We start from the raw sequence: 24,160 nt of genomic DNA on the forward strand, positions 1-24,160 counted from the left end.
GGAGGCCTTCAGGCCTCCCTTTTTACTACCTGTGAACCGGGGCCAGTAGCCGTGGTGGTCCGCTCTGGAGTCAGGGTTGGTGTCTGCGTCTGATGTCAGGGTCTGGTGTCAGGGGGATGGCATCAGGAGCTGGCGGGCTGGCGGCGGACGTAGGCGGCGACACCACGCATCGACCACAGTCCCAGCACCGGTCCGGGCAACAGTAGCCACAACACGCTCAGTTCGTGCTCCTGCCACAGGCTGGCACCGAGCCAGATGCCGGGCAGGGTAAGGGTGAAGCCGATGGCGTTCATCACCGCCAGGGTCGCGCCGATATGCGCCCTGGGGGCGGTGGCCGAGGCCAGTGACGAGAACTGGGCCGAGTCGGCGATGACGCTGAAGCCCCAGAGGTACAGCAGGCCCAGCAGTAACAGGGGGCTGGCCTGACCAAGCCAGGGGTAGATCAGGCACAGGGCGCCGGAGGTGGCGAGCGCCAGGTTGGCGGCGCTGGCGCTGCCGTGGCGTCGACTGAGGGCGCCGGCCAGGATGCAGCCCAGCGCCCCCACGGCGATGACCGAAAAGCTCAGCCAGGGCGCCCAGTCGGCTGGCGCCTGAAGGCGCGTGACCTCACGGCCGACCAGGAAGGGCACCAGCAGCCAGAAGGCGTAGAGTTCCCAGCAGTGGCCGAAGTAGCCGCCGGCGACGCTGAGAAAGTGGCGATCACGAAAGGCGGCAAGGCCATCCTTCAGCCTGGCGCGAGACGCGTTTGCTGGCAGGTGCGGGCCGTCGCCCAATAGCGCCACGGCGATGCCACCGGCCACTGCCAGGGCCGAGGACAGGATCAGGGTCCAGGCCCAGGGGAGGTCCAGGGTGGCGCCGCGCAGCAGATGGGGCATGGCCGTGCCGAGTGTCAGCATGCCCACCAGCCAGGCCAGGGCGGCCCCGGTGTGACGCGGGGTCCAGCCGATCACCAGCTTCATGCCCAACGGGTAAATGCCGGCCAGGCAGAGCCCGGTGGCGAAGCGCAGCAGCAGGGCGAGGGCGTGGTGCTCGGCAACCGTGATAAAGGCGAGGTTGACCAGAGCGCCTGCCAGGCTTGCGCTTAGAAAGATGCGGCTGGCACGGTAGCGATCGGCGAGTCCGCTGGCGGCGATCGTCAGGGTGCCGACGATAAAGCCGAGTTGCACTGCCAGGGTCAGGTGGCCGATTTCGGCCTCGCGAATGCCGAGGTCGCTTCCCAGCGAGGCGGCAACGCCGTTGATGCTGAACCACAGCGATGTACCGCACCACTGTGCCAGCACGATCAGCGGCAGGGCCAGGCGAGAGCGCTCCATGCGTGAGTCCTGTTGTGGATCCAGACCTGAGGTCAAAAAAATGGCCGGGAGCGCCTGTGGGCGCCCCCGGCCATGCTGACCGCTTATTGGCGTGGAAGGCAAGCATCGCGCCTGCCTTTCAGACTACGACGTTGGCTAACCAGGTCTCGACGTCAGTCGATCAGCTCTCGGCCTCAGTCGATCAGTTCCACCGCCACGGCGGTGGCTTCACCGCCGCCGATGCACAGGCTGGCGATCCCGCGTTTTCCGCCCTTGGTGCGCAGGGCGTGGATCAGGGTGGCGATGATCCGCGAGCCAGTGGAGCCGACCGGGTGACCCTGGGCGCAGGCGCCGCCGAAGACGTTGACCTTGTCGTGGGGCAGCCCGAGATCGTCCATGGCCATCAGGGTGACCACGGCGAAGGCCTCGTTGATCTCGAACAGATCCACATCATCCACCGACCAGTCGAGCTTCTTCATCAGTGACTCGATGGCGCCCACCGGGGCAATGGTGAACTCGCTGGGGTGGCGCGAGTGGGTGCTGTGGCCAAGCATGCGGGCCAGCGGGGTGGCGCCGAGGCGATCCGCCGCTGCCTGGGTGGACAGGATCAGGGCAGAGGCGCCATCGGAGATGGAGCTGGCGTTGGCCGCCGTGATGGTACCGTCCTTGGCAAAGGCCGGCCTCAGGGTGCGAATCTTGTCCAGACGAGCCTGGAAAGGCTGCTCGTCATGCTCGACCAGGGTGTCACCCTGACGGCTGGAGACCGTGACGGGGGCCATCTCGGCGGCCAGGTGGCCGGCCTCGGTGGCCTGCATCGCCCGCTCCAGTGAAGCGATGGCGAAGTCGTCCATGCGCTCGCGTTCGTAGCCGCGCTCACTGGCGACCTCCTGGGCGAAGCCACCCATCAGCTTGCCGGTCTCGGCGTCCTCCAGGCCATCGAGGAACATATGGTCCTTGAGCTCGCCATGGCCCAGGCGGTAGCCGCCACGGGCCTTGGTCAACACATGGGGGGCGTTGGACATGGACTCCATGCCGCCGGCCAGCATGACCTCGGCGGTGCCGGCCTTGATCAGGTCGTGGGCCAGCATGGTGGCCTTCATGCCCGAGCCACAGAGCTTGTTGATGGTGGTGGCGCCGCGGTGGTCGGGAATGCCGGCCTGGCGCATGGCCTGACGGGCCGGCCCCTGCTTGACCCCGGCCGGCAGCACGCAGCCGAAGATCCCTTCTTCGATGGCGTCTGCCGGAATCCTGGCGCGCTTGATGGCGGCACGAATGGCGCAGGCGGCCAGTTCGGGGGCGGTCTGACTGGACAGGGAGCCCAGCATGCCGCCCATGGGGGTGCGGGCAGCGGCAAGAAAGACGATATCGGACTGACTCATGGCGTGACTCCTGAAACTCTTGCATGTCGATTCTGCGATCGAGCGGCAAGGTGTTGTGTTTGTGTGGGCCGTGGACACGGCGCTGTGATGTCAGTGTGGTTCAGTCCCCGGGGTTTCGCTCGCGACGCGAATCGCGTACGACAAGGTCAGCAAACGACGTTGACCCCGAGGGTGGGCTATGCTTTTCTCAACGAAACCAAGCAAGCGCTAGTGTAACTGTCGATGAATGTAATGAATGACTCGCCCCGTCGCAAGGAGCTGACCCGGCTCGCCGCTCAGCTGTTTGTCCAGGAAGGCTTCGATCGCACCACCGTGCGCATGCTGGCACAGGAAATGGGGATCAAGTCAGGAAGCCTCTTTCACCACTTTCGTGACAAGCAGGAGATTCTTGCTGCGGTCATCGAAGAGGGCACCCAGAACGCCTTGACGCTGGCTCGAGCCGCGCTCAAGGACAGTGCGCCCGACCCCTTGTCCAGGCTGCATGCCATGGCGCGGGCCCATCTGGATACGCTGTTGACCGACCGCAACGCCCACGTGGTAGCGCTGTATGAGTGGCGGCGCCTCGACGATGGCGCTCGGGACCACCTGACCCACCTGCGTGACGCCTACGAGGCGCTGTGGAACGAGGTGCTGGATGACGCCATCGCAGCGGATCTGGTCACCGGCGATCGCGCCCTGGTTTCGCGCTTTGTGCTGGGCGCCCTGAACTGGACGGTGCGCTGGTACGACCCGGACGGGCCGCGTGACCCCGAACAGCTGGCCCACGAACTGGTCGTGATGATCACCCGCCGTCCTTGATCTGCCAAGGGCAGAGTAGCGGGCCGCCCCCTGTGATGGACAGCTGGGGCGCGCCGTGTGCCTGGTAGTCGGTTCTGCTCGTCTTTTCTCTTTTCTCTTTTCTCTTTTCTCTTTTGCTCCTGTTCTCCTCTTCCCATTCCCGCGTTGTCGTTGCCTCGATGAGGTTCATTCTTTCGCCGAGGGCGCGGGCACGTCCGTCGTGCTCGGTCGGTGCGGTACTTCGAGGTTTTCCTAGACGATGGTCTAGCGCACTCTTGCTTGTGTCATGACGTTGAAGCCTCTAGCTTCAACCCTAGCGCTTGCTAGGTTGACGCTTACGTCAACGGAATATTGCTGCCGGGGTCACCCTGGAGAGCTTCATCAACAATCACAACGCAAGAGGCCCGTCATGAGCCACGTCACGCCCGTCGATGCCGAGAGCTATCGCGAGACCTTCGACATCCAGCAGGTGATCGATCGTCTGGACGACCACCAGGATGGATATCTCAACGCCTATCATGCCTGCTGTGGTCGACATCTAGGGCAGGGCAGAGGCGACGTCCTGGCGCTGGTGCATGAGGACACCGCCGGTCAGGTGAGCCGGTTGACCTATCGTGAGCTCGACCAGCAAAGCGCGCGTCTGGCGGGCTGGATGGCGGCTCGGGGGCTGGGTGTCGGTGACCGTATCGCCTGCATGCTGCCGCGTTCGCCGCAACTGCTGGTCGCAGTGGTGGCGACCTGGCGTCTGGGTGCGGTGTACCAGCCGCTGTTTACCGCCTTCGGGCCGGATGCGGTGGACTACCGCCTGGGACGCGCCGACACCCGCCTGGTCATCACCGACGCGGCCAATCGTCACAAGTTCGACGGCCTGGAAAGCTGTCCCCCGGTGCTGGCGCTGGGTGGGGCCAGCGAGGCGCACCCGCAGGACCTGTCCTGGGATGAGGCGCTGGCCAGCGAAGCGCTTCAGGACTCGCCGCCGCGGCTGTCGCCAGACGCCCCCTTTCTGCAGATGTTTACCTCCGGCACCGTCGGCAAGCCCAAGGGGGTGGCGGTGCCGCTGTCGGCCATGCCGGCCTTTGCGCTGTACATGGAGCTGGCCGTGGACCTGCGCCCCGAAGATCGCTTCTGGAACATGGCCGATCCAGGCTGGGCCTATGGCCTCTACTACGCCATCGCCGGGCCGCTGCTGCTGGGCGTCACCACCCACTTCTGCGAGGCGGGGTTCAGCGCCGAGGGAGCGCTTGCCTTCATGCAGCGTCATGACATCACCAACTTTGCCGCGGCGCCCACCGCCTACCGCCTGATGAAGGCCTCGGGTCTGTTCGACAATGCCCATGAGACGCTGTCGTTGCGCGCGGCGAGTTCAGCGGGCGAGCCGCTCAATACAGAAGTGGTGAGCTGGGTGGAGTCGGCGCTGGGCTGTCCGGTGATGGATCACTACGGCCAGACCGAGACCGGCATGACCTGCAACAACCACCACCGGCTCGAGCACCCGAAGCACATCGGCGGCATGGGCGTACCCATGCCCGGTTACCGCCTGGTGATCCTCGATGCCGAGTACCAGGAGTTGCCCCCCGGTGAGCCCGGCGTGCTGGCGGTGGATATCGAACGCTCGCCGGCGCACTTCTTCCCGGGCTATACCTGGCAGGAGAAGCATCCCTTCGCCGAGGGTTACTACCTGACCGGAGACGTGGTGGTGCGCAACGAGGACGGCAGCTTCCAGTTCGCCGGGCGCGACGACGACATCATCACCACCGCCGGCTATCGGGTCGGCCCCACCGACGTCGAAAACTCGGTACTGACCCACCCCGCGGTGGCGGAATCCGCGGCTGTGGGGCAGCCGGACGAGATCCGCGGCGAGATCATCAAGTCCTATGTGGTGCTGCGTGACGGCTTCGAGGCCAGCGATGCCCTGGCCGATGAAATTCGTCAGCAGGTGCGAGAGCGCCTGTCGACCCACGCCTTCCCTCGGGTGATCGAGTTTGTCGATGAGTTGCCGAAGACCCCGAGCGGCAAGATTCAGCGCTTCAAGCTGCGAGCCGATGCCGCCGAAAAGGCTTGAGCGAGCCGTCGGTATGGTGTCGGGCCAGGCATCCAGATAGACGTTTTTACCTTACGCCCCGAGCGAGTGCTCGGGGCTTGTTGCATGATTGATCAGGAGAATTCGCATGCGTATCGAGAACGCGACCTTTGTCATCACCGGTGCCGGCTCCGGCCTTGGCTCCGCCTGTGCCGAACGCCTGGTGGCCGCCGGTGGTCGAGTCGTGCTGTGCGACTTGAGCGAGGGCGTGCAGGACCAGGCCAGTCGCCTGGGCGACGCTGCCATCGCGGTGCAGGGCGATGTCACCTCGGCGGATGACATCCAGGCGGTGATCGACGCGGCCCAGGCCCACGGTGACGGCCTTGCCGGAGTGATCCACTGCGCCGGTGTGGTCAGTGTGGCCAAGCTGGTGGATCGCCACGGCAACCCGGCCGACCTCGACGCCTATGCACGCACCGTGCAGATCAACCTGGTCGGGACCTTCAACGTCATGCGCCTGGCGGCGGCGGCCATGAGCCAGAACCCGCCGGGAGATGACGGTGAGCGTGGGGTCATCATCAATACCGCCTCGGTCGCCGCCTTCGATGGCCAGGTGGGGCAGTGCGCCTACAGCGCTTCCAAGGCGGGGGTGGTAGGCATGAGCCTGCCGGCCGCCAGGGAACTGTCGCGTCACGGCATCCGGGTGATGGCGATCGCGCCGGGCGTGTTCGAGACGCCGATGATGGCGGACATCCCCGAGGATGCCGTCGCCGCGCTGTCCCAGGCGGTGCCTTTCCCCAAGCGGCTGGGCAAGCCCGATGAATTTGCCCGCCTGGCGGAGCAGATCATCACCAATAGCATGCTCAATGGCGAAGTCATTCGCCTGGATGGCGGTATTCGCATGCAGTGAATCCTGCCCTGAAACGAACGCTTGACTTAGAGGGCGGTCGTCGCTACTTTCAAACACATGTTTGAAAGTGCGTCCTGGCGAGGTCCATCGCAGGCGCAGCCACCGAATCCAGGAGTGCCCCATGCCCGACTATCAGGCCCCGCTGCGCGACATGCGCTTCGTGATGGACGAACTGTTCGACTACCCGAGCCATTATGCTCGTCTTCCTGCCGGGGATGATGTCTCGCCCGACGTGGTGGCGGCGATCCTCGAGGAGGGCGCGCGCTTCGCCCGCGAGGTGCTGCTGCCCCTCAACCAGAGCGGTGATCGCGAGGGTTGTCGTCTCGAAGGTGGCGAGGTCAAGGCGCCGAGCGGTTTTCGCGAGGCCTATCGACAGTACGTGGAGGGTGGCTGGCCGAGCCTTGCCGCAGAGCCCGAGCACGGCGGCCAGGGCCTGCCGCCGTCACTGTCGATGCTGCTGTCGGAGATGATCTGTGGCTCGAACCTGGCCTGGGGCATGTATCCGGGGCTGTCCCACGGGGCGGCAGACGCGCTGCGTCACCACGGCACCGAAGAGCAGCAGCGTGTCTACCTGACCAAGCTGGTGGAGGGGAGCTGGACCGGCACCATGTGCCTGACGGAGCCCCACTGCGGTACCGACCTCGGGCTGATCAAGACCCGCGCGCTGCCCCAGGATGACGGCAGCTACAGTATCAGCGGGACCAAGATCTTCATCTCTGCCGGTGAGCACGATCTGGCCGACAACATCCTCCACCTGGTGCTTGCCAAGCTGCCGGATGCACCCGAGGGATCCAAGGGCATCTCGCTGTTTCTGGTGCCGAAATTTCTGCCTGATGGCCAGGGCGAAGCGGGTGAGCGCAACGGCGTGGTGTGCGGCTCCCTCGAACACAAGATGGGCATCCACGGTAACGCTACCTGCGTGATGAACTTCGACGGCGCCACCGGCTACCTGATCGGTGCGCCGAACAAGGGGCTGGCGTGCATGTTCACCATGATGAACGCCGCGCGTATCGGGGTCGGTATCCAGGGCCTGGGGCTCGCCGAGGCGAGCTTCCAGAACGCCCTGGCCTACGCCCGGGATCGACTGCAGATGCGCGCGCTGTCGGGCCCCAAGGCACCCGAAAAAGCCGCGGACCCGATCATCGTCCATCCGGACGTGCGGCGCATGCTGCTGGCCCAGAAGGCCATCGCCGAAGGCGGCCGGATGCTGGTGCTGTATACCGCCCAGTTGGTGGACGTGGTCGAGCAGTGTTCGGCCGGCGAGGAGCGCGAGCGGGCCGAGACCCTGCTGGGCCTGTTGACCCCTGTCGTCAAGGCGTTCCTGACCGAGCTTGGTTTCGAGGCCACCAACGAAGGGGTACAGGTGTTCGGCGGCCACGGCTTTATCCAGGAATGGGGCATGGAGCAGATGGTGCGTGATGCACGCATCACACGGCTGTACGAAGGCACCACAGGGATCCAGGCGCTGGACCTGCTGGGACGCAAGGTGCTGATGAACCAGGGCGAGAGCCTGAAGGTCTTCACAAAGGAGATCCACAAGTTCTGTCAGGCCAACGCCGACGACGAGGCCATGGCGCCCTTTGTTGGCCCGCTGGCCAAGCTCAACAGTCAATGGGGCGAGCTGACCATGGGCATCGGCATGAAGGCCATGAGCGATCGTGAAGAGGTGGGGGCAGCCTCGGTGGACTACCTGATGTACTCGGGCTACGTGACCCTGGCCTATCTGTTCGCCCGGTCGGTCAAGTGCGCCCGGGAAGCGCTGGCGGACTCGCCCAGCGACGCCAGCTTCTACCAGGCCAAGATCCACACCGCGCGCTTCTACTTCGAACGGCTGTTGCCGCGCACCCGTACCCACGCCGCCCAGATGCAGGCAGGGGCCGAGGGCCTGATGGCGATGGACGCGGAAAGTTTCGGCCTTGGTTTCGAGGTATAGACGGGACTGCCTGTCGACACGATGTTTTGCTGAGCTCTCTCGATCGGGTGACTGATCGTTGATGGGCGGCGAGCCTGGCTCGCCGCCCTTTTTTTATCGAGGCGAAGCGAGCCCGGGGGATGCGTCTGTCGGAGCAGAAGACTGAGACACTTCATTAGCCGCCATACGGGTTTCATGGCATGATGCGCCGATACGCATATTCTTATAGTGAAGGTGATGCAAGACTCTCTCCATCTGTCGATTCTCGCCAAGGAGGCATCATGAGCCGCCACCTGGGATTGGGGGTCAAGTCGTTACTTATCCCGTTGTTGTCCTTTCTGGTCGCACTGGTGCCGGTGCTGTGGATCGGCAGCCACGCGCTTCAGGACGTCGAGCGCCACTTCGGACAACGCTTCGCCGAGCAGTACAGCCAACTGCATACCCAGCGCATGCTGACGCCGCTGTCCACCGAGCTGGCCCTGGCCAGGCGCTTCGGCGATCTGACGGTCACCCGCGACTGGCTCTCGGATATCGACAACGAGGAACTCAAGGCCCGTTTCTTCGCCGAGTCCGAGGGATTTCGCCAGCAGTTCGACGGTGACGACTACTTTGTGGTGCATCACGACAGCCGCCAGTTCTACTTCAACGACGGCAAGATGAGTCCGAGCCGTGCCCCCCGCAACCAGCTGTCACGCAGTGACAGTGAAGACAGCTGGTACTTCCGCATGATGGACAGTGGGGCGCCTACCCGGGTTCAGGTCGCCTATAGTCCGGCGCTGGACATCACCCGGGTGTGGATCAATGTTCGCGTCGACGGCGAGAACGGGCCCCTTGGCATGGTCGGTGGCGGCCTCAATTTCAACCGCCTTCTGGCCAGCAGCTTCGACGATCAACCGTTGGGCGTGGCTTCCTTCCTGCTCGGCCGCGAGGGTCGGGTGCTGGCGATGGCAGAGGACGGAGAGCTCCAGGCGACCGACTTGAGCCAGGTCGATGAAGGTGGCGGCGTGCTCGATGCGGCGGTCGGGGATCCCGAGGCCCTCGCCGAGATGCTGGCATCGGCCCGGGAGAGCGGCGGAGAGGTAGAGACCCGCACCCTCGAGTGGTCCGGTGAGGAGCGAGTGGTGGCGGTCAGCTACATGCCGGAGCTCGACTGGTGGCTGGTGTCGGCGGTCGATCCCTACGCCGCCACCTTGCTGGAAAAGCGTTGGTTGTGGCCGCTGATGTTTGCCCTGGTGGCCAGTCTCGGGGTGGTGCTGCTGGTGGTGGTGATCGCCCTGCGGCGGCTGATCGTCAACCCGATGCGTCGCCTCAGTCAATCCGCCCAGGCGCTGGCCCAGGGCCGTTATGACACCAGGCTCGACAGTGACCGCGGTGACGAGATCGGCGATCTGTCACGGGATTTCCAGCGCATGGCCGATCAGGTTCAGGCCCATACCGAGGAGCTCGAGGAACGCATCCGTCAGCGCACCATGGATCTCACCCTGGCCAACCGGCAGATGAGTGAGGCCAAGCGTCAGATCGATGATTCCCTCGACTGCGCTCGGGTATTGCAGCAAGCGATCCTGCCCAGCCGCGACATGCAACGCTGCGCCGGGCTAAGGCACGGCGTGCTGTGGAGTCCCAAGGATACGGTCGGCGGCGACATCTTCGTGTTTCGGGACTTCGGTCATGACCGCGGCTATCTGCTGGGGGTCATCGACTGCGCGGGACACGGCGTGCCCGGCGCCCTGATGACCATGCTCGCCCGTGCGGCCTTCGACAACTCGGTCAACCAGGTGGGGCCCGAGAATCCGGCGGGTATCCTCGAGGAGATGGACCGGCGCATTCGCCGCACGCTCGAGGCCGACAGCGAGGCTCACGGCGTGACGCCGCACATGGATGCGGGGCTGGTGTGGGTCGGCGCCGGCCAGCAGCAATTGACCTTCTCCGGCGCCAAGCTGGATCTCTATGCCACCGATGGCCAGCGCCTGGAGGTACTGGCCGGTGGCCGACGCGCCCTGGCGTTCAAGCGTCGTGGGGAGTTCACCAATCAAACGTTGGCACTGGTGCCTGGCTGGTCCTGTACGCTGTGCAGTGACGGCTTCCTGGATCAGGCGGGCGGCGAGCACGGGTTTGGCTTTGGCAGGCGGCGTTTCGAGGCCATGCTGCTGGAGCACGCCGGGCTCGATCCCAGGGCACAGGTTGCGGCCTTCCTGGATGCGCTGGCGCGATTCCAGGGTGAGGCGCACCAGCGTGACGATATCACCCTGCTGTGCTTCCAGCCGGCGGTCGAGGACGAGCAGGACGGCACCGCGTCCGCGACGTCCAATATTCACCACGGTCATGATGAGGAAATTCCATGGACCTCTTGACGCTGCGCGACCAATTCGAGAAACAGCGCGTGCTGCTAAGCTTCAATGGCCCGATTTCCCATAGCCTGATCGAAGAGATCGGCAAGGCCATTCGCAACTACCTCAACAGCGAATCTGCGGCACCATCGGCGGCGATGGACGTGTTCTCGACCTACATCGAAATGACCCAGAACATCAGCCATTACGCCACCGCCATGGGCTATGACGAACAGCGCGCCACCGCCACCGTTGCGGTGGCGCGGGGCGAGCAGGGTCACTATCTGGTGTCGGCGGGCAACGTGGTCGAGCATGCCGATGGCCAGCGTCTGATGGCGACCGTCGAGGAACTCGGCGAGATGGACGCGGTCGAGCTCAAGCGATGCTACAAGCAGCAACTCAGAAAGCCGCGGGAAGACGGCTCCCGGGGAGCAGGGCTGGGATTGATCGACATGGCGCGAAAGTCCTGCCAGCCGCTTCAGTCGAACCTGACGCCGCTCTCCGATCAACAGAGCTTTTTCTGCATCACCGCCACTATCTGACGGAAAGTCGAGAAAATGATCAACGACATTGCGATTGACGGGACCCAGTCGACCCCTGACATTCGTTCTGACTGGGACGCCGGAACGCTGACCATGCGTGGCGATTCCTATCCCGAAAACACCTTCGAGCTCTACAGTGGCGTGCTGAACTGGGTAGATCACTACCTGCGAGACGGCGAGAGCCCCCTCGAAGTGTGCCTGGAACTGGTCTACCTCAACACCAGCTCGGTCAAGGCGATGATGGACATCTTCGACCTGATGGAGGAGGCCCACCTGGAAGGCAAGGCCTGCAGCGTGGATTGGCGCTACGATGTCAGAAACGAACGCATCGCCGAGCTGGCCGAGGAGTTCAAGGAAGACTGCAGTTTTCCGTTTGCGATCACCCCCGTCGAGGATACCAGTTCATGACCGAAAGGGATCGTCAGCTGCTGCGGGACATCGAGGCACTGCTGGCCTCGTCCGAGCATCAGGACAATCCACTGAAGGCACCGCTCGAAGCGCTCTACCGGCGGCATACCGAGCAGCTTGAGCGGCTGGACCGCATGGCTGCCATTTCCGATGGCTTTCAGCGCAACGTCAAGAGCGACCTGTCCACCGCCGAACGCCGGCTGGAGCGACAGCAGCGTCGCCAGCACAAGCTGTCACGCATCGCCGATGGTTATCAGGAGCTGCTGTTCGAGCGCAAGCAGACGCTGGAAAGCGAGGTCATGCTCGATCCATTGACCAAGATCCCCAATCGTCGTGGCCTGCACACCGAGCTGCGTCGACTGATGGCCGCCTCCAGCCGACAGCAACGCCATTTTACCCTGGCGATGGTGGACATCGACCACTTCAAGCGCTTCAACGACGAGCATGGGCATGATGTCGGCGATCAGGCGCTGCTGGTAGTGGCCAAGGTCCTCGACGACACCCTGCGCGGTGGCGATATCGTCGGTCGCTGGGGTGGGGAAGAGTTTCTGATCGCCTTGCCCGGCGCTTCGCTGTGGGCGGCTGAACCCCTGTTCGAGCGGCTCCAGGCCAAGTTGCGTACCACCCAGGTGGTGAGCGACGACTCCCTGACGCTGACCGTCAGCATCGGCGCGGCGGAGCACCGCCATGACGAGACCTACGAGCAGACCATGAATCGCGCCGACCAGGCGCTGTATCAGGCCAAGCGCAATGGGCGAGATCGCTGGGAGGCCGCCGAGTGACGGGCGTTCTGACTCAGCATCAGATGGTGTGTCGGCGTTGGAGGTTGCGCGGGTCCGGACCTGGCAGGCAGGAGGTACCGGCAGCATGCTGAGGGTGTCCGAGCGGCTGTGGCTTGCGTCGATCGGCAAGGAACACTGTGACGCTCTGTGGCACGCCATCGACGCCAGCCGGGAGTCGTTGAGGCCCTGGCTGCCGTGGGTCGATGCGACCCGCGAGCAGGGAGATTGCGAGGTCTTCGTCACCGCTGCCATGGCCGAGCGGCGTCTGGGCACCGCTCGACACTTTGCCTTGCTCGAGGACGACGAGCTGATCGGCGTCGTCGGCTTCAACCGCATCGTCGAACGTCACCGCTGGGCGTCGCTGGGCTATTGGCTGCGCAGCGACCGCCAGGGTGGGGGCCGGATGTCGCAGTCCGTGGCAACCCTGGTGGAATGGGGTTTCGACGAACTCGAGCTTCATCGACTCGAGATTCGTTGTGCCGAAGGCAATAGCCGTAGTCGCGCTATCCCCGAGCGACTCGGCTTTCGCCAGGAAGGCGTGCTGCGCGAGTGCGAATGGGTCGGCGGACGGGCGCTGTCCCATGTGGTCTATTCGCGTCTTGCCGGTGACCCCGCGCCGGGCTGACGGCCTCGCCTTCAGGCCCAGCGTTCCTCGGCGGTAAAAGCGACGGTAAACCAGCGGCGCTCGGGGGGAATGCTCAGTCGTGAGGAGATCTCCTCGCGGATCTCGTCCATCTCTACCATGCCGCGCCCGGCAGCGAAGTTCGGCGCGGTCACGATATGGATCTCGATAAAGTGGCCCCGGCCACTCTTGGCCACATGACTGTAGTAGTGGCTGAGACCCTCTCTTTGCATGATCTCCTTCATCGCCGCGTGTACCTCACGATCGATGGCGCTGGGTGCCATCAGCAGGATGTCCTTGGCGGCTCGCCGAATGATGTTGATGGGCACCGGCATGAACACCAGGGTCAGCACCACCAGCAGCGCCGAATCGACGTAGGGTGTCCAGTGGTCGAGCGCGGTACCTTCCAGCATAAGGGCGATCACGAAGGCCACCAGCAGCGCGCCGGTGATCAGCGCCGCCATCAGCCAGTTCTTCTGATCGATTCGCAGAAACTCGGAGTTGGCCCTGCGATTGATCTTCTTCAGATACACCGCCATGGCGCTGCAGATCACCAGCACCACGGCGGCGTAGAGGGTGGCCGCGCCGAAGGAGAGGGCGTGGCCGCCGCCCAGCAATTCCCGCAGCGCGTTGAGAAAGGCGTAGAAGCACAAGAGCAGCAGAATGCCACCGTTGAGCGCCGCCACCATCGGCTCGAAGTGCCAGAAGCCATGCTGGAAGCGTGAGGTCGCCTCGCGCACGACCAGCCGCGATACCGCCAGCGCAAGCCCCGACATGGCGGCGTCAATGGTGGAAAAGACGCCATCGAAGAGGATCGACTGGGAGCCGGCCAGCAGGCCGAAACTGACCCCGAGCAGGGCGACGCCCAGGGTGGTGATGATCGAGAGCGACAGGGCCCGTTGTTCGAGTCGTGAATCCATGATCCGATGCAGTGTCGAGGAAAGCTCGACTATAGGGGCTGGCGTCGTTTGGCACCAGCCGGGGCGTTCGCGTCGGCTATCACAGGGCGTGGATCAACAGGGAGAACACCATGAGCAACAATCTCTACGCCAGGGCAGAGTGTGGCTGCGGCGCCATTGCGCTGCTGGTCGCCGGTGAACCCGAGGCCGTCGATCCTCGCCTGAGGCTGGCCTGGTGGCCGGAGACAGCGCTGCAGTTGACGCAAGGGGCGGACTGGCTCGAGCTCACGGATGAACGGCGCGGAGAGCATCGCTTGCTGGTGGAGAGTTGCCGCCGCTGTGGTGACCGGCTCATGGTCTCACGGGGCGGCTGGGTCGAGACGACGCTTGAATGGGTGGAGAGGCTGGGGCTGGAGGTATCGACGCTCCGTGCCAGTGATGCACTTCGAGAGAGCTTCGGGCATGCACGCCCCGTTGACTGAGCCGTCGTGATCTCCACCCATGGGCGCTCGCTGCCTGCGCGGTGAAGGGATCAAGGGTGCGCGTTGGCGAGGGAGGGGTAGCCCAGCAACTGCCCCAGGCGCTCGGCGTGAAGCGACAGCCAGTCGGGATCGATCGGCCCCCAGTCCTCGATGCGATAGTGGCCGATATTATGAGGCTTGCCTGGCTGATGCTCGAAGCGGCAGCGGATGTCCAGTTCCTCGAGGGCGGCGAGGGTGTCCTGAGCGGTACGTCTCGGCATGCCGGTGGCGGCGGTGATGGCCGGCACGCTATCGATGCCGGTGGCCACCAGATGGGCCAGGTAGAGGCGTCGATAGAAGCTGGTGCGGGTCTTGCTGAGGCTGGTCATGGGCTTTCGCTATCTCGTCAGGGGCCTTTGGTACCGATGGTGCAGCGTCACGTAAAAGCGCGGCCAGTGCAACAGAGGTTCGAGACTTTGATGCACGTCACAGGCGTGCCTGCCGGCACAGGCTAGAGTGTGGCGACACCGGGCGGTGCTTCATGAACTTCGTCATGGAAATGATTCTTGAAGCGCGAACGGTTCTCGCCATTTTCTATCCCGAGGTTCTCGCATGTCTGCATCGCCGATCTTTGACCGCTCCGCCCTGGCCGCCCTGGCCACCACCCTCTGTCTTGGTGTCTTTTCCAGCAGTGCCTCGGCGCTGGAGTATCCGATCGGCGAGCCCGAACTGGTCAACGGCATGGAAGTCGCCGCGGTCTACCTGCAGCCGGTGGTCATGGAGCCTGCCGGTGAGCTGGCCGCTGCCGAGGCCGATATTCATCTCGAGGCGGATATTCACGCCCTCGAGGACAACGACAACGGTTTTCCTCCTGGCGCCTGGATTCCTTTTCTGCACATTGACTATCGGTTGCAGAAGGAAGGCAGCGACAGTGTGATCGAAGGTAGCCTGATGCCGATGATCGCCAGCGACGGCACCCACTATGGTGTCAATGTGGCGCTCGAGGGCATGGAGCGCTATCACCTGAGCTTCCACATCGAAGCGCCGCACCTGATGCGTCACATCGACAAGGAAACCGGCGTGGCACCCTGGTATGCGCCCTTCGACGTCGAGTACGACTTTGTCTACGCCGGCGTGGGCAAGAAGGGCGGCTACTGAGAGGAGGCGGTCATGTTGCTGCTACGTCGTTCCCGTCTCTCGGGCGCGCTGATCACGGCGCCGTTGGTCGCGCTGTCGCTGATGACACTGTGCGCCACCTCTGGTCAGGCAGAAGCCGGAGCGCTGCCTACCTACCGGTTGACCCTTGTTGACGGCAGGCTTGATCCCGTCGAACTCGAGGTCGTCGCCGGGCAGCGGTTCAAGATCGAACTGCATAATGCCGGAAGTACGCCGGTGGAATTCGAGAGTCGCCGGCTTCGCCAGGAAAAGGTGATGGGTCCCGGCGTTCACTCCTTCGTCGTGGTCCACCCGCTGAAGCCGGGGCGCTACGACTACTTCGACGAGTTTCACCTGCCCGATGCCCAGGGCGTGATCATCGCTCGGGAAGCCTCCGAGGAGGCACACCCATGAACGAAGCGGCCTTTATCGTGGTCCTGCGCGAGAGCCTGGAGGCCATCCTGGTGGTCGGCCTCGTCTACGCCTGGCTCGCCCGAGAGGGGCGTCGTGATGCCTTGAATTGGCTGTGGGGCGGTGTCGCGGCGGGTATCGCCCTGGCGGTGGTGCTCGGTGCTGTGCTGATGGGAGTAGGGCGCTGGTTGACCGGTGACGCCCAGACCCTGTTTCAGACCGCCATGTCGGCGCTGGCCGCCGCGTTGATCGTGCAGATGGTGGCGTGGATGCGCCGTCGCGGTGCCTCCTTCAAACGCTCCATGGAGTGTGACGCCATGCTGTGTCTGTCGCGCTCACGGCTGTGGGGCATCGCTACCCTGGTGGCCCTGGCGGTGGCTCGGGAAGGCGCCGAGACCCTGGTGTTTCTGTACGGTCTGGGGCTGGCCCAGTGGCGAGGCGGACAACTGACCTCCTTCGTCCTGGCCGCAGGTCTCGGCTTTGTCACGGCGGCTGCCTGCTTCGTGATGCTGCAGTGGTCCTCGCGACGACTGGCCTGGCGCGGGTTCTTCCGGGCCAGCGAGATCCTGCTGCTGCTGGTGGCGGCGGGCCTGTGGGTGGCGGCGCTCGAGCGGTTGATGAATCTGGGCTGGTTGCCGGTCGGGATCGATCCGCTGTGGGACACCAGTGTATGGCTGGATGATGGCCAGGGAGTCGGCGGACTGCTGGCCAGTATCGCCGGTTACCGTGCCTGGCCTTCCTCGACGCTGGTGCTCGGCTACCTGTGTTATTGGGGGCTCGTCTACTGGTGGGTGGGCGGGCAGCGCCCGTCCCACAACGTCGTTGAGGGAGCGGTGTCGTGAACGAGGCGGCGGCAGTGCCGGCAACAGGGACGGCAACAGTGACGCCAGCAGTGATGCCAGAAGCCAGCGATCGTCGCTGCGGGCCTGGCAAGGAGACTCGGCCAACCGTGGCTGAGAATCGGCATCCAGGCGCCCGCAAGACCCGACGCTGGGCACGTCTGGGAGCCTGGCTGAAGCATCATCGGCGCTGGATTCTGACACTGCAGTGGGCCGTGGTGGCGTTCTACGCCGTGCTGCTGCTGGTGCCGCCCTTGTTGCCCCTGCCGAACCATGAGGCACGCATCCTCGATCACCTCACGGTGTTCGCCGAGTTCGTGTTCTGGGGTATCTGGTGGCCCTTTGTCATGGTCAGCATGGTGGTGGCGGGGCGGCTATGGTGCGGGATGATGTGTCCGGAGGGTGCCATCACGGAAGCAGCCAGCCGTGTCGGCATGGGCCGGGCGATACCGCGCTGGATGCGTTGGGGTGGCTGGCCGTTCGTGGGTTTCGCCATGACCACGATCTATGGGCAGCTGGTCAGCGTCTACCAGTATCCCAAGGCCGCGCTGCTGGTGCTGGGGGGCTCGACCCTGGCGGCGGCCGTGATCGGTCTGGTCTACGGCAAGGGCAAGCGCGTCTGGTGTCGCCATCTGTGTCCGGTCAGCGGCGTCTTTGCGCTGTTGGCCAAGCTGGCGCCGTTGCACTACCGCGCCGACCCCGAGGTGTGGACCGAACACGGACGGCGCCAGCGCCGGCGTGAGGTGTCAAGAAGTCGGGCTCCGGACTGCCCGGTGCTGATCCCGCTGAAGCAGCTGGACAGCGCCAGTGACTGCCATCTGTGCTCGCGTTGTTCAGGCTACAAGGATGCTATCCATCTCGAGCTCAGGGCGCCCGGCATCGAGGTGTTGTCGCCACCGCCTCAGCGACCCGCGACCCTGTGGGAGTTCGTGCTGGTGGTGTTCGGCCTGCTGGGCATCGCGGTGGGGGCATTCCACTGGTCGGCGAGCCCCTGGTTCGTGGCCGCCAAGCAGCAGGCGGCTGTCTGGCTCTATCAGCACGGTTGGGGATGGCCGCTGGAAACCAGCGCACCCTGGTGGCTGCTGACCCACTATCCCGAACACAACGACGTCTTCACCCTGCTCGATGGAGCCCTGCTGCTGGGCTATATCGGTGCCACGACCCTGGTGCTGGGGGGGCTTGTCTCGCTGTCGCTGTCGCTGACCAACCGTCTGCTTGGCCGCTGGCGCTGGCAGCGACTGTGGCACCTGTCCTACGCCCTGATACCCCTGGCCGCGGTCGGCGTCTTCCTGGGCCTGTCGATGACCACCCTGACCCTGCTGCGAGGCGATGGCCTGCTGATCCACTGGGCCAATGACGCCAGGGCGCTGTTGCTGGGGCTTGGCGTACTGGCAAGCGCGGGGCTTGGATGGGGCATCCTCGGACGCTACGCCAGTGGCCCGCGTCGACTTCTGGCCATGCTGCCCATGCTCGCCGCCCAGGCGCCGGTGATCGGCGCCTGGTGGCTGCTGTTCTGGGGCTGGTAGAGCGTGGTATCGCCTGGTAGAGAGCCAGCCACCGCACTAATTATGCGTTTGCGGTGAAAGGGGCCTGTCTCTGGTAAAGCGGGGCCGCAATGATCTGGCGCATTTCCTCATCCTAGGTGATATAGGCCGGCGGGCTGGTAGAGAGCCAGCCAGCGCCGACCCTGCCCACTAATTATGCGTTTGCTGTGAAAGTTATGCGTTTGCTGTGAAAGGAGCCTTCATGGCCTTGATGATCTGGCGCATCTCGTCATCCGAGGTGATATAGGCAGGCATGGTGTAAAGCCATCTGCCGAAGGACCTCAGCCACACGCCCTGTTCACGGGCGATGGCGGCGGCGCCTTTCAGCGCTTTACTGTCGTGCACCTCGATCACGCCGGTGGCGCCGAGCACACGGATGTCGGCCACCGCAGGGTGGGCGCGCAGGTCACTGTCGCCGGCGAGTTCCTGCACAAGGATGGCGTTGAGCCGAGCGATACGGCCCAGATAGTCGTCCTCCTCGAAGACCCTGAGGCTTTCCAGTGCCACGCGACAGGCCAGCGGATTGCCCATGAAGGTCGGGCCGTGCATAAAGGCGTGAAGCTCGCTGTCGCCGATAAAGGTGTCATGGACACGGTCGTTGGCCAGGGTCGCCGCGTGGCCAAGGTAGCCGCCGGTCAGCCCCTTGGACAGCACCATGATGTCCGGACTGACACCGGCATGGTCGGCGGCGAACATGCGCCCGGTGCGGCCAAAGCCGGTGGCCACTTCGTCGAACACCAACAGCACGTCGAACTCGTCACACAAGGCGCGAGCACCCTTCAGATAGTCCGGAGAGGTCATGTTGAGGCCACCGGCAGCCTGCAGCAGGGGCTCCATCAACAGCGCGGCGATCTCGTGGTGGTGGGCTTCCAGCACCGCTCGCAAGGCGTCGAGGTCGGCGGCGACCTGCTCTGGCGTGGCCGTATAGGGTGCCGTCGGCGCCGGGGCGAAATGGTGCTTCGGAAGAAAGCCGGAAAACAGCGAATGCATGCCCTCTTCGGGGTCACACACCGCCATGCAGCCGGCGGTATCACCGTGGTAGGCCTTCATCAGCGACAGCATGCGGTGCTTGTTGGGGCGGCCGCGCAGATGGTGGTACTGCACCGCCATCTTCATCGCCACCTCCATGCCCACCGAGCCGCTGTCGGAGAAGAACACGTGGTTGAGGCCCTCTGGCGTGACGCGAACCAGTTCCCGGGCGAGCTGGTCGGCGGGATCGTGGGTTAGTCCTCCAAGCATCACGTGACACAGCGTGGTAGCCTGCTCCTGAATCGCCTTGACCAGCCGTGGATGTCCGTAGCCGTGGATCATGCACCACCAGGAGCAGGTCGCGTCGAGCAATGATTCGCCGCTGTCCAGGGTAAAGCGGGTGCCCTGGCCGCCGACTACCCGGGGGGCAGGGGCCTGGGTCTTGAGATGGGCGTAGGGATGCCACACCGGAGAGGTCATGTCGGCTCCTGAAGGACGCTTGGTGGTAAACTGAGTGGCGAGTTAAAAGTTTACCACCGCTGCTGCTGCCGTCGCCAACACCAGCGCTCGTACCCGGAAAACCGGGGTAGAGCGGGGCAGGCGAGGGTACAAGGCGGAGCGGTGCTTTCTAAGGGATGCTGGGCTCTGGGATGCTGGGCTCAGGGATGCTGGGCTCAGGGATGCTGGGCGTCGACACGTTCGAGAAAGCGCTCGAACAGGAACGCCTCGTCGTTTTTCAGCGAGCGACTCAGGCAGTCGATGAACTCTCGGCGCGGATAGGTGAAGACCCGCGGCGCCTTGTAGGCATCCAGATCGATGGCGATCACCTCTCCGTCGACGACCAGGAAGTTCTCGGTGTGCAGGCCACGACAGTGGATACGGTCACGGTACAAGGCTTCGAGAATGTCCAGGTAGCGGTTCTGCAGTTCCGGAGAGTCGAGGACCAGCTTTTTAAGCGCGATGCCGTGCACGTTGGCGGTGACCAGGCGATAGCGCTCTGCCGACAGGATTTTCGGTGTGGCGATACCCAGTCGCTCCAGTCGGCCGGCGACATAGCGAAAATTGTGGCCGGGGTAGCGCCGGATGCCCAGGCGGTAGCGCCAGCGATCGCTGGTCTTGGGCGTGAAGGTCTTGATGAAGGCGTCCTGGTCCGGATCGTAGTGGACCTCGGTGTACTTGCCGGTCTGGATCAGTTGCATGGCGTCCTTGGCAGGCAGGGGGTGGCGGTCAAAACAAGGAGAGGGAAGACGTCAGGCGTCTTCGTCGAAGCGTGCGTCGAACAGTGCCTCCAGAGCGTCCAGCACCGCGTCCGCGTCCTTGCCTTCGGCCTCCAGGGTCAGTTCCGTTCCGCAGGGGGCGGCCAGCATCAGCAGCGACATGATGTTGGCGGCGTCACCCGAGCGGCTGCCATGGTGGACGGTGACGGTGGCGTCAAAGGGTTGGCAGCAGGTAACCAGGCGAGTCGCGGCGCGTGCATGCAGGCCGCGACGATTGGTCAGGGTCAGGGTGCGTCGGGCCACGCCTAGAGTCCTCCGCTGTCCAGTCGGCGTTGCTGGCCGAGTTCGCGGTGGCGTAGACGGACGCGGGGATGCTGGTCGGCCAGGGCCGAGGCGATTCCCTCGGCCAGGTAGACCGAACGATGCTGTCCTCCGGTGCAGCCCACCGCCACGGTGAGGTAGCTGCGCTGGCTTTGCTGATAGCGCGGTAGCCAGGTGCGCACCCAGCCGAGGATGTCGCGCTTCATGTCGGCGACGTCCTGATAGCGTTCGAGGAAGTCGATGACGCTGGGATCGCAGCCATTGGCATCACGCAGCGATGGTTCCCAGTAGGGGTTGGGCAGACAGCGGGCATCGAACACGATGTCTGCATCCGGCGGCACGCCACGCTTGAAGCCGAAGGACTCCACGGTCAGGCTCAACTGGCCGCTGCGGTGGTCGGCGACCTGTTCGGCGATGCGCGAACGCAGTTCGTGCACCGACAGGCGAGAGCTGTCGATGACCAGATCGGCCAGGTCTCGAATACCCGAAAGGGCCTTCTGCTCGGACTCGATGGCTTCCGCCAGGGTCATGTCGCTATCACGGGTCAGGGGGTGACGGCGCCGCGTGTGGGAATAGCGCTCGAGCAGAATTCGCGCATCACTGGTCAGGTAGACCACCTGGCAGTCGATCGGACTCTGCTTGAGGGACGCCAGCTGGGCGGGGAAGCGTTCCAACGCCTCAGGCAGGTTGCGGGCGTCGACGCTGACGGCGATACGGCGGGAATGACCGTTTTCCAGCTCGTCCACCAGGGCGCCCAGCAAGGTCGCGGGAAGGTTGTCGATGGCGTAGAACCCCAGGTCCTCCAGGGCCTGAAGGGCCACGGACTTTCCCGAGCCGGAGCGACCACTGATGATCACGAGCTGCATGTCCTGTCTCCTTGGGCAGGCGTCCATTGCTGATGGCCTAGGCAAGGCCGCGATCAGGAGGGAGTGTCGTCCCCCGGCGCCTGTTGGCGGATGGCTTCCTGCAGGCGCTCGTGAAGCTCGCGCTGGGAGCTGGCGTGGCGCAGACGGTGACGTGTGTCGGCGTCGTTCATGACGCCGGCGACCTGGCCGAGCAGGGCGAGATGGGCGTCGTCGGCCTCTTCCGGTACCAGCAGCACGAACACCAGATCGACGGGCTCACCATCGATGGCATCGAAGTCGACAGGTTCCGCGAGTTTGAGGAAGCCGGAGATGGGCGCCTTGCAGTGGGGGTTGCGGGCATGGGGAATGGCGACGCCATTGCCGATGCCGGTACTGCCCAGGCGCTCACGTCCGATCAGCCGACTGAAGACCTCCTGGCTGTCCAGGCTCGGGGTGTTCTGCGCAATGAAGGTGCTGAAAAACTCCAGCACCCTCTTCTTGCTGCCTCCCGGGACATCGAACAATGTGCGCTCGGGAGGGAGAATGGCTTCCAATGTCATGAGAGTCAGCGAATTCCGGCGCCTTGGGCGCGGGCTTGGGATTTTTCCTTGTGCTTGACCAACTGGCGGTCCAGCTTGTCGGCAAGGGCGTCGATAGCGGCATACATGTCGCCGTCCTGCGCTTCGGCATGCAGGTCGGCACCGGCGGCGTGAAGGGTGCAGGCGGCCAGCTGGCGTTCCTTTTCCACCGAGAGGGTCACCTGGACGTTGGTGATGTTGTCGTAGTGGCGCTCCACACGGGTGAGCTTCTCTTGTACGTAGTCACGCAGGGGATCGGTCAATTCGACGTGGTGGCCGGTGATGTTGACTTGCATGACAGGCTCCTTGCTCTTTCGGGTGGTGGCTTGATTGTAACCCTTTTTCCGATCCTGCAAACCCCCTCGACGCTACGCAGAAAGACGCAGATGTCATGCGAAATTTCAAGTGCTTGCGCTTTCCCGATAACTAGGCTAGCGACGCCGCAGCGCAAGGCCTCAGCGCAGTCGCTTGCGCTCGCTGGAAGACGGAATATTCATGGCTTCCCGGTACTTTGCCACGGTGCGTCTGGCGACATTGACGCCGTCTTCCGCCAGCAATTCCACCAGTTTGCTGTCCGACAGAGGTTTGCGGGCAGGTTCCTTTTGAATCAACGATTTGATCATGGCGCGGATGGCGGTACTGGAATGGGCGTCGCCATCCTGGCCGACCTGGCTCGAGAAAAAATACTTCAACTCGAACACGCCGCGAGGCGTGTGCACGAACTTCTGGGTGGTCACGCGGGAGATGGTGGACTCGTGCATCTCCACCTTGTCTGCGATATCGGCCAGCACCAACGGTTTCATGGCCGCTTCTCCCTGCTCGAGGAAGTCGATCTGACGCACCATGATTTCCCGGCCGACCTTCAGCAAGGTGTCGTTGCGGCTGGACAGACTCTTGATCAGCCAGCGCGCCTCCTGCAGGTGGTCCTTGAGGAACTGGTTGTCCTGGCTCTTGTCCGCGCGCCGAATCAGCGCAGCATAGTCGGGCTGGATGCGCAGTCGGGGCATTGCATCCGGATTGAGTTCAACACGCCAGCCCTCTTCGGTGTGGCGTACCACCAGGTCGGGTATGACGTAGTCGTTATCGCTGTCACCGAACTGGCTGCCGGGACGTGGGTCGAGGCTCCGGATCAGCTCGATGACGCTGTCGAGTTGGTCGTCATCGAGTCCTAGCCGGCGCTTCAGCAGACGTCGGTCGCCGCTGGCCAGTGCCTCGAGAAACTGTCTTACCAGTCGTCCGGCCTGGGGCAGCAGGACGGTATCGCGAGGCAGACTATCCAGTTGCAGCATCAAACACTCGCGCAGGTCGCGGGCGAACACTCCGGTCGGTTCGAACTGTTGCAGCCGAACCAGCACCGCCTCCACCTCGGCGAGGGGAGGGGGGCGACGACCGTCTTGCTCGAGCCCCTGGGCGATGTCATCCAGTGTCTGCTCGAGATAGCCGTCGGCGTTGACCGCGTCGAGCAGGCTCTCGGCGATCAGGCGCTCCTGGTCGTTGACGTCGAGCATCGCCAGTTGCCAGCTCAGGTGGCTGTGCAGTGACTGGGAGCTTGCCTGGCGCTCGAAATCCGGCGCCTCGCCACTGCCGGCGGGGGTGGTGCCCAGGTCCTGGTAGGTGTCGGACCAGTCGCTGTCCACACTGAGTTCCGAGGGAATCTGATCCGCCCAGTCATCTTCCACGGCTTCCCTGGTCTGCTGTTCGCCGAACTCGTCCTCGAGTTCGAGCATGGGGTTGGCCTCCAGCGCCTGCTGGACCTCCTGGCGCAGGTCCAGAGTCGAAAGCTGCAGCAGGCCGATCGCCTGTTGCAGTTGCGGGGTCATGGTCAGCTGGGTACCGATGCGCAGCTGCAGTGACGCCTTGAGGGCCATGGGTCGGGATCCACCAGTGTTGTCGAAAGGCTTTACCCTAACGACGAGTCATCAGACATGCAAGCATCTTGCCAAGTTGGTG

At 64.2% G+C, this 24,160-nt stretch carries 25 protein-coding genes; 14 read left to right on the plus strand and 11 right to left on the minus strand.

Features of this window, described 5'->3' with window-relative positions; genetic code table 11:
- Nucleotides 1–122: 122 nt before the first annotated feature.
- Nucleotides 123–1,313 carry an MFS transporter gene (locus tag KUV74_RS17110; protein WP_108132633.1) on the minus strand — a complete coding sequence of 397 codons (1,191 nt, stop codon included), beginning with the start codon at nucleotides 1,311–1,313 and terminating at the stop codon, nucleotides 123–125.
- 173 nt (nucleotides 1,314–1,486) lie between these two features.
- The gene (locus tag KUV74_RS17115; RefSeq protein ID WP_108132634.1) at nucleotides 1,487–2,671 is read right to left on the minus strand and encodes an acetyl-CoA C-acyltransferase; all 1,185 of its coding nucleotides are present in this window, start codon (nucleotides 2,669–2,671) and stop codon (nucleotides 1,487–1,489) included.
- 231 nt (nucleotides 2,672–2,902) lie between these two features.
- Between KUV74_RS17115 and KUV74_RS17120 the strand changes: the two genes are divergently transcribed.
- The 9 genes from KUV74_RS17120 to KUV74_RS17160 all read left to right on the plus strand — a co-directional run bounded on the left by KUV74_RS17120 (nucleotide 2,903) and on the right by KUV74_RS17160 (nucleotide 12,974).
- Nucleotides 2,903–3,469 (plus strand): TetR/AcrR family transcriptional regulator, encoded by a 567-nt coding sequence (locus tag KUV74_RS17120; RefSeq protein ID WP_045993235.1) that lies wholly within the window; start codon nucleotides 2,903–2,905, stop codon nucleotides 3,467–3,469.
- A 388-nt stretch (nucleotides 3,470–3,857) separates the two neighbouring features.
- The gene (locus KUV74_RS17125) at nucleotides 3,858–5,510 is read left to right on the plus strand and encodes an AMP-binding protein (RefSeq protein WP_213228712.1); all 1,653 of its coding nucleotides are present in this window, start codon (nucleotides 3,858–3,860) and stop codon (nucleotides 5,508–5,510) included.
- A gap of 106 nt (nucleotides 5,511–5,616) precedes the next feature.
- The gene (locus KUV74_RS17130; RefSeq protein ID WP_213228710.1) at nucleotides 5,617–6,378 is read left to right on the plus strand and encodes an SDR family NAD(P)-dependent oxidoreductase; all 762 of its coding nucleotides are present in this window, start codon (nucleotides 5,617–5,619) and stop codon (nucleotides 6,376–6,378) included.
- Nucleotides 6,379–6,499: 121 nt separating this feature from the next.
- Nucleotides 6,500–8,311 carry an acyl-CoA dehydrogenase C-terminal domain-containing protein gene (locus tag KUV74_RS17135; protein ID WP_222516945.1) on the plus strand — a complete coding sequence of 604 codons (1,812 nt, stop codon included), beginning with the start codon at nucleotides 6,500–6,502 and terminating at the stop codon, nucleotides 8,309–8,311.
- Nucleotides 8,312–8,571: 260 nt separating this feature from the next.
- On the plus strand, nucleotides 8,572–10,641 hold the full coding sequence (gene siaA, locus KUV74_RS17140; protein ID WP_213228708.1) for a biofilm regulation protein phosphatase SiaA: 2,070 nt from the start codon (nucleotides 8,572–8,574) through the stop codon (nucleotides 10,639–10,641).
- The gene (siaB, locus tag KUV74_RS17145) at nucleotides 10,629–11,159 is read left to right on the plus strand and encodes a biofilm regulation protein kinase SiaB (RefSeq protein ID WP_108132639.1); all 531 of its coding nucleotides are present in this window, start codon (nucleotides 10,629–10,631) and stop codon (nucleotides 11,157–11,159) included. Before siaA ends, siaB begins: the two co-directional genes overlap by 13 nt.
- Nucleotides 11,160–11,174: 15 nt before the next feature.
- The gene (gene siaC / locus KUV74_RS17150; RefSeq protein WP_249742852.1) at nucleotides 11,175–11,567 is read left to right on the plus strand and encodes a biofilm regulation phosphoprotein SiaC; all 393 of its coding nucleotides are present in this window, start codon (nucleotides 11,175–11,177) and stop codon (nucleotides 11,565–11,567) included.
- Nucleotides 11,564–12,349, plus strand: a complete 786-nt coding sequence (locus tag KUV74_RS17155) for a diguanylate cyclase (protein ID WP_222516946.1) — start codon at nucleotides 11,564–11,566, stop codon at nucleotides 12,347–12,349. The genes siaC and KUV74_RS17155 overlap by 4 nt, the downstream gene beginning before the upstream one ends.
- An 85-nt stretch (nucleotides 12,350–12,434) precedes the next feature.
- On the plus strand, nucleotides 12,435–12,974 hold the full coding sequence (locus tag KUV74_RS17160; protein ID WP_213228705.1) for a GNAT family N-acetyltransferase: 540 nt from the start codon (nucleotides 12,435–12,437) through the stop codon (nucleotides 12,972–12,974).
- An 11-nt stretch (nucleotides 12,975–12,985) separates the two neighbouring features.
- On the opposite strand, the gene KUV74_RS17165 is transcribed toward KUV74_RS17160, so the two are convergent.
- Nucleotides 12,986–13,891 (minus strand): cation diffusion facilitator family transporter, encoded by a 906-nt coding sequence (locus tag KUV74_RS17165; RefSeq protein ID WP_213228704.1) that lies wholly within the window; start codon nucleotides 13,889–13,891, stop codon nucleotides 12,986–12,988.
- Nucleotides 13,892–14,001: 110 nt separating this feature from the next.
- On the opposite strand from KUV74_RS17165, the gene KUV74_RS17170 reads away from it, so the two are divergent.
- A complete protein-coding gene (locus tag KUV74_RS17170) occupies nucleotides 14,002–14,352 on the plus strand; it encodes a hypothetical protein (protein WP_222516947.1) in 351 nt (116 codons plus the stop codon).
- A gap of 50 nt (nucleotides 14,353–14,402) precedes the next feature.
- On the opposite strand, the gene KUV74_RS17175 is transcribed toward KUV74_RS17170, so the two are convergent.
- The gene (locus KUV74_RS17175; RefSeq protein WP_213228702.1) at nucleotides 14,403–14,720 is read right to left on the minus strand and encodes a helix-turn-helix domain-containing protein; all 318 of its coding nucleotides are present in this window, start codon (nucleotides 14,718–14,720) and stop codon (nucleotides 14,403–14,405) included.
- A 223-nt stretch (nucleotides 14,721–14,943) separates the two neighbouring features.
- On the opposite strand from KUV74_RS17175, the gene KUV74_RS17180 reads away from it, so the two are divergent.
- The 4 genes from KUV74_RS17180 (at nucleotide 14,944) to KUV74_RS17195 (ending at nucleotide 18,262) form a co-directional block, all read left to right on the plus strand.
- On the plus strand, nucleotides 14,944–15,489 hold the full coding sequence (locus tag KUV74_RS17180; protein ID WP_222516948.1) for an iron transporter: 546 nt from the start codon (nucleotides 14,944–14,946) through the stop codon (nucleotides 15,487–15,489).
- Nucleotides 15,490–15,501: 12 nt separating this feature from the next.
- A complete protein-coding gene (locus KUV74_RS17185) occupies nucleotides 15,502–15,900 on the plus strand; it encodes a cupredoxin domain-containing protein (protein WP_231498632.1) in 399 nt (132 codons plus the stop codon).
- Complete coding sequence (locus KUV74_RS17190; RefSeq protein ID WP_222516949.1) at nucleotides 15,897–16,739, plus strand: FTR1 family protein; 843 nt, start codon at nucleotides 15,897–15,899, stop codon at nucleotides 16,737–16,739. Before KUV74_RS17185 ends, KUV74_RS17190 begins: the two co-directional genes overlap by 4 nt.
- Nucleotides 16,740–16,846: 107 nt before the next feature.
- Nucleotides 16,847–18,262 carry a 4Fe-4S binding protein gene (locus KUV74_RS17195; RefSeq protein ID WP_315900854.1) on the plus strand — a complete coding sequence of 472 codons (1,416 nt, stop codon included), beginning with the start codon at nucleotides 16,847–16,849 and terminating at the stop codon, nucleotides 18,260–18,262.
- Between the two features lie 192 nt (nucleotides 18,263–18,454).
- On the opposite strand, the gene bioA is transcribed toward KUV74_RS17195, so the two are convergent.
- The 7 genes from bioA to KUV74_RS17230 all read right to left on the minus strand — a co-directional run bounded on the left by bioA (nucleotide 18,455) and on the right by KUV74_RS17230 (nucleotide 24,078).
- The gene (bioA, locus tag KUV74_RS17200) at nucleotides 18,455–19,729 is read right to left on the minus strand and encodes an adenosylmethionine--8-amino-7-oxononanoate transaminase (protein ID WP_222516950.1); all 1,275 of its coding nucleotides are present in this window, start codon (nucleotides 19,727–19,729) and stop codon (nucleotides 18,455–18,457) included.
- Nucleotides 19,730–19,923: 194 nt separating this feature from the next.
- On the minus strand, nucleotides 19,924–20,448 hold the full coding sequence (locus tag KUV74_RS17205; protein WP_124804346.1) for a hypothetical protein: 525 nt from the start codon (nucleotides 20,446–20,448) through the stop codon (nucleotides 19,924–19,926).
- Between the two features lie 51 nt (nucleotides 20,449–20,499).
- Nucleotides 20,500–20,769, minus strand: coding sequence for an HPr family phosphocarrier protein (locus KUV74_RS17210; protein WP_045993249.1), 270 nt, complete (start codon nucleotides 20,767–20,769; stop codon nucleotides 20,500–20,502).
- 2 nt (nucleotides 20,770–20,771) lie between these two features.
- A complete protein-coding gene (rapZ, locus tag KUV74_RS17215; RefSeq protein ID WP_222516951.1) occupies nucleotides 20,772–21,653 on the minus strand; it encodes an RNase adapter RapZ in 882 nt (293 codons plus the stop codon).
- Between the two features lie 53 nt (nucleotides 21,654–21,706).
- Nucleotides 21,707–22,192 (minus strand): PTS IIA-like nitrogen regulatory protein PtsN, encoded by a 486-nt coding sequence (gene ptsN, locus KUV74_RS17220; protein ID WP_045993251.1) that lies wholly within the window; start codon nucleotides 22,190–22,192, stop codon nucleotides 21,707–21,709.
- Between the two features lie 5 nt (nucleotides 22,193–22,197).
- Nucleotides 22,198–22,506 carry a ribosome hibernation-promoting factor, HPF/YfiA family gene (gene hpf, locus KUV74_RS17225; RefSeq protein WP_108447660.1) on the minus strand — a complete coding sequence of 103 codons (309 nt, stop codon included), beginning with the start codon at nucleotides 22,504–22,506 and terminating at the stop codon, nucleotides 22,198–22,200.
- Nucleotides 22,507–22,665: 159 nt separating this feature from the next.
- On the minus strand, nucleotides 22,666–24,078 hold the full coding sequence (locus KUV74_RS17230) for an RNA polymerase factor sigma-54 (protein WP_222516952.1): 1,413 nt from the start codon (nucleotides 24,076–24,078) through the stop codon (nucleotides 22,666–22,668).
- Between the last annotated feature and the right edge of the window lie 82 nt (nucleotides 24,079–24,160).

It is taken from the genome of Halomonas sp. DP1Y21-3 (genome assembly GCF_019801245.1).
Taxonomy (GTDB): Bacteria; Pseudomonadota; Gammaproteobacteria; order Pseudomonadales; family Halomonadaceae; genus Halomonas; species Halomonas litopenaei.

Excerpts from the sequence above, each read along its gene's own strand:
- siaC (WP_249742852.1), top strand. The coding sequence starts at position 11,175 with ATGATCAACGACATTGCGATTGACGGGACCCAGTCGACCCCTGACATT.
- KUV74_RS17130 (WP_213228710.1), top strand. The coding sequence starts at position 5,617 with ATGCGTATCGAGAACGCGACCTTTGTCATCACCGGTGCCGGCTCCGGC.
- KUV74_RS17160 (WP_213228705.1), top strand. The coding sequence starts at position 12,435 with ATGCTGAGGGTGTCCGAGCGGCTGTGGCTTGCGTCGATCGGCAAGGAA.
- bioA (WP_222516950.1), bottom strand. The coding sequence starts at position 19,729 with ATGACCTCTCCGGTGTGGCATCCCTACGCCCATCTCAAGACCCAGGCC.
- ptsN (WP_045993251.1), bottom strand. The coding sequence starts at position 22,192 with ATGACATTGGAAGCCATTCTCCCTCCCGAGCGCACATTGTTCGATGTC.
- KUV74_RS17155 (WP_222516946.1), top strand. The coding sequence starts at position 11,564 with ATGACCGAAAGGGATCGTCAGCTGCTGCGGGACATCGAGGCACTGCTG.
- hpf (WP_108447660.1), bottom strand. The coding sequence starts at position 22,506 with ATGCAAGTCAACATCACCGGCCACCACGTCGAATTGACCGATCCCCTG.
- siaA (WP_213228708.1), top strand. The coding sequence starts at position 8,572 with ATGAGCCGCCACCTGGGATTGGGGGTCAAGTCGTTACTTATCCCGTTG.
- siaB (WP_108132639.1), top strand. The coding sequence starts at position 10,629 with ATGGACCTCTTGACGCTGCGCGACCAATTCGAGAAACAGCGCGTGCTG.
- KUV74_RS17165 (WP_213228704.1), bottom strand. The coding sequence starts at position 13,891 with ATGGATTCACGACTCGAACAACGGGCCCTGTCGCTCTCGATCATCACC.
- KUV74_RS17110 (WP_108132633.1), bottom strand. The coding sequence starts at position 1,313 with ATGGAGCGCTCTCGCCTGGCCCTGCCGCTGATCGTGCTGGCACAGTGG.
- KUV74_RS17230 (WP_222516952.1), bottom strand. The coding sequence starts at position 24,078 with ATGGCCCTCAAGGCGTCACTGCAGCTGCGCATCGGTACCCAGCTGACC.
- KUV74_RS17175 (WP_213228702.1), bottom strand. The coding sequence starts at position 14,720 with ATGACCAGCCTCAGCAAGACCCGCACCAGCTTCTATCGACGCCTCTAC.
- KUV74_RS17135 (WP_222516945.1), top strand. The coding sequence starts at position 6,500 with ATGCCCGACTATCAGGCCCCGCTGCGCGACATGCGCTTCGTGATGGAC.
- KUV74_RS17205 (WP_124804346.1), bottom strand. The coding sequence starts at position 20,448 with ATGCAACTGATCCAGACCGGCAAGTACACCGAGGTCCACTACGATCCG.
- KUV74_RS17185 (WP_231498632.1), top strand. The coding sequence starts at position 15,502 with ATGTTGCTGCTACGTCGTTCCCGTCTCTCGGGCGCGCTGATCACGGCG.
- rapZ (WP_222516951.1), bottom strand. The coding sequence starts at position 21,653 with ATGCAGCTCGTGATCATCAGTGGTCGCTCCGGCTCGGGAAAGTCCGTG.
- KUV74_RS17170 (WP_222516947.1), top strand. The coding sequence starts at position 14,002 with ATGAGCAACAATCTCTACGCCAGGGCAGAGTGTGGCTGCGGCGCCATT.
- KUV74_RS17120 (WP_045993235.1), top strand. The coding sequence starts at position 2,903 with ATGAATGACTCGCCCCGTCGCAAGGAGCTGACCCGGCTCGCCGCTCAG.
- KUV74_RS17180 (WP_222516948.1), top strand. The coding sequence starts at position 14,944 with ATGTCTGCATCGCCGATCTTTGACCGCTCCGCCCTGGCCGCCCTGGCC.
- KUV74_RS17125 (WP_213228712.1), top strand. The coding sequence starts at position 3,858 with ATGAGCCACGTCACGCCCGTCGATGCCGAGAGCTATCGCGAGACCTTC.
- KUV74_RS17190 (WP_222516949.1), top strand. The coding sequence starts at position 15,897 with ATGAACGAAGCGGCCTTTATCGTGGTCCTGCGCGAGAGCCTGGAGGCC.
- KUV74_RS17115 (WP_108132634.1), bottom strand. The coding sequence starts at position 2,671 with ATGAGTCAGTCCGATATCGTCTTTCTTGCCGCTGCCCGCACCCCCATG.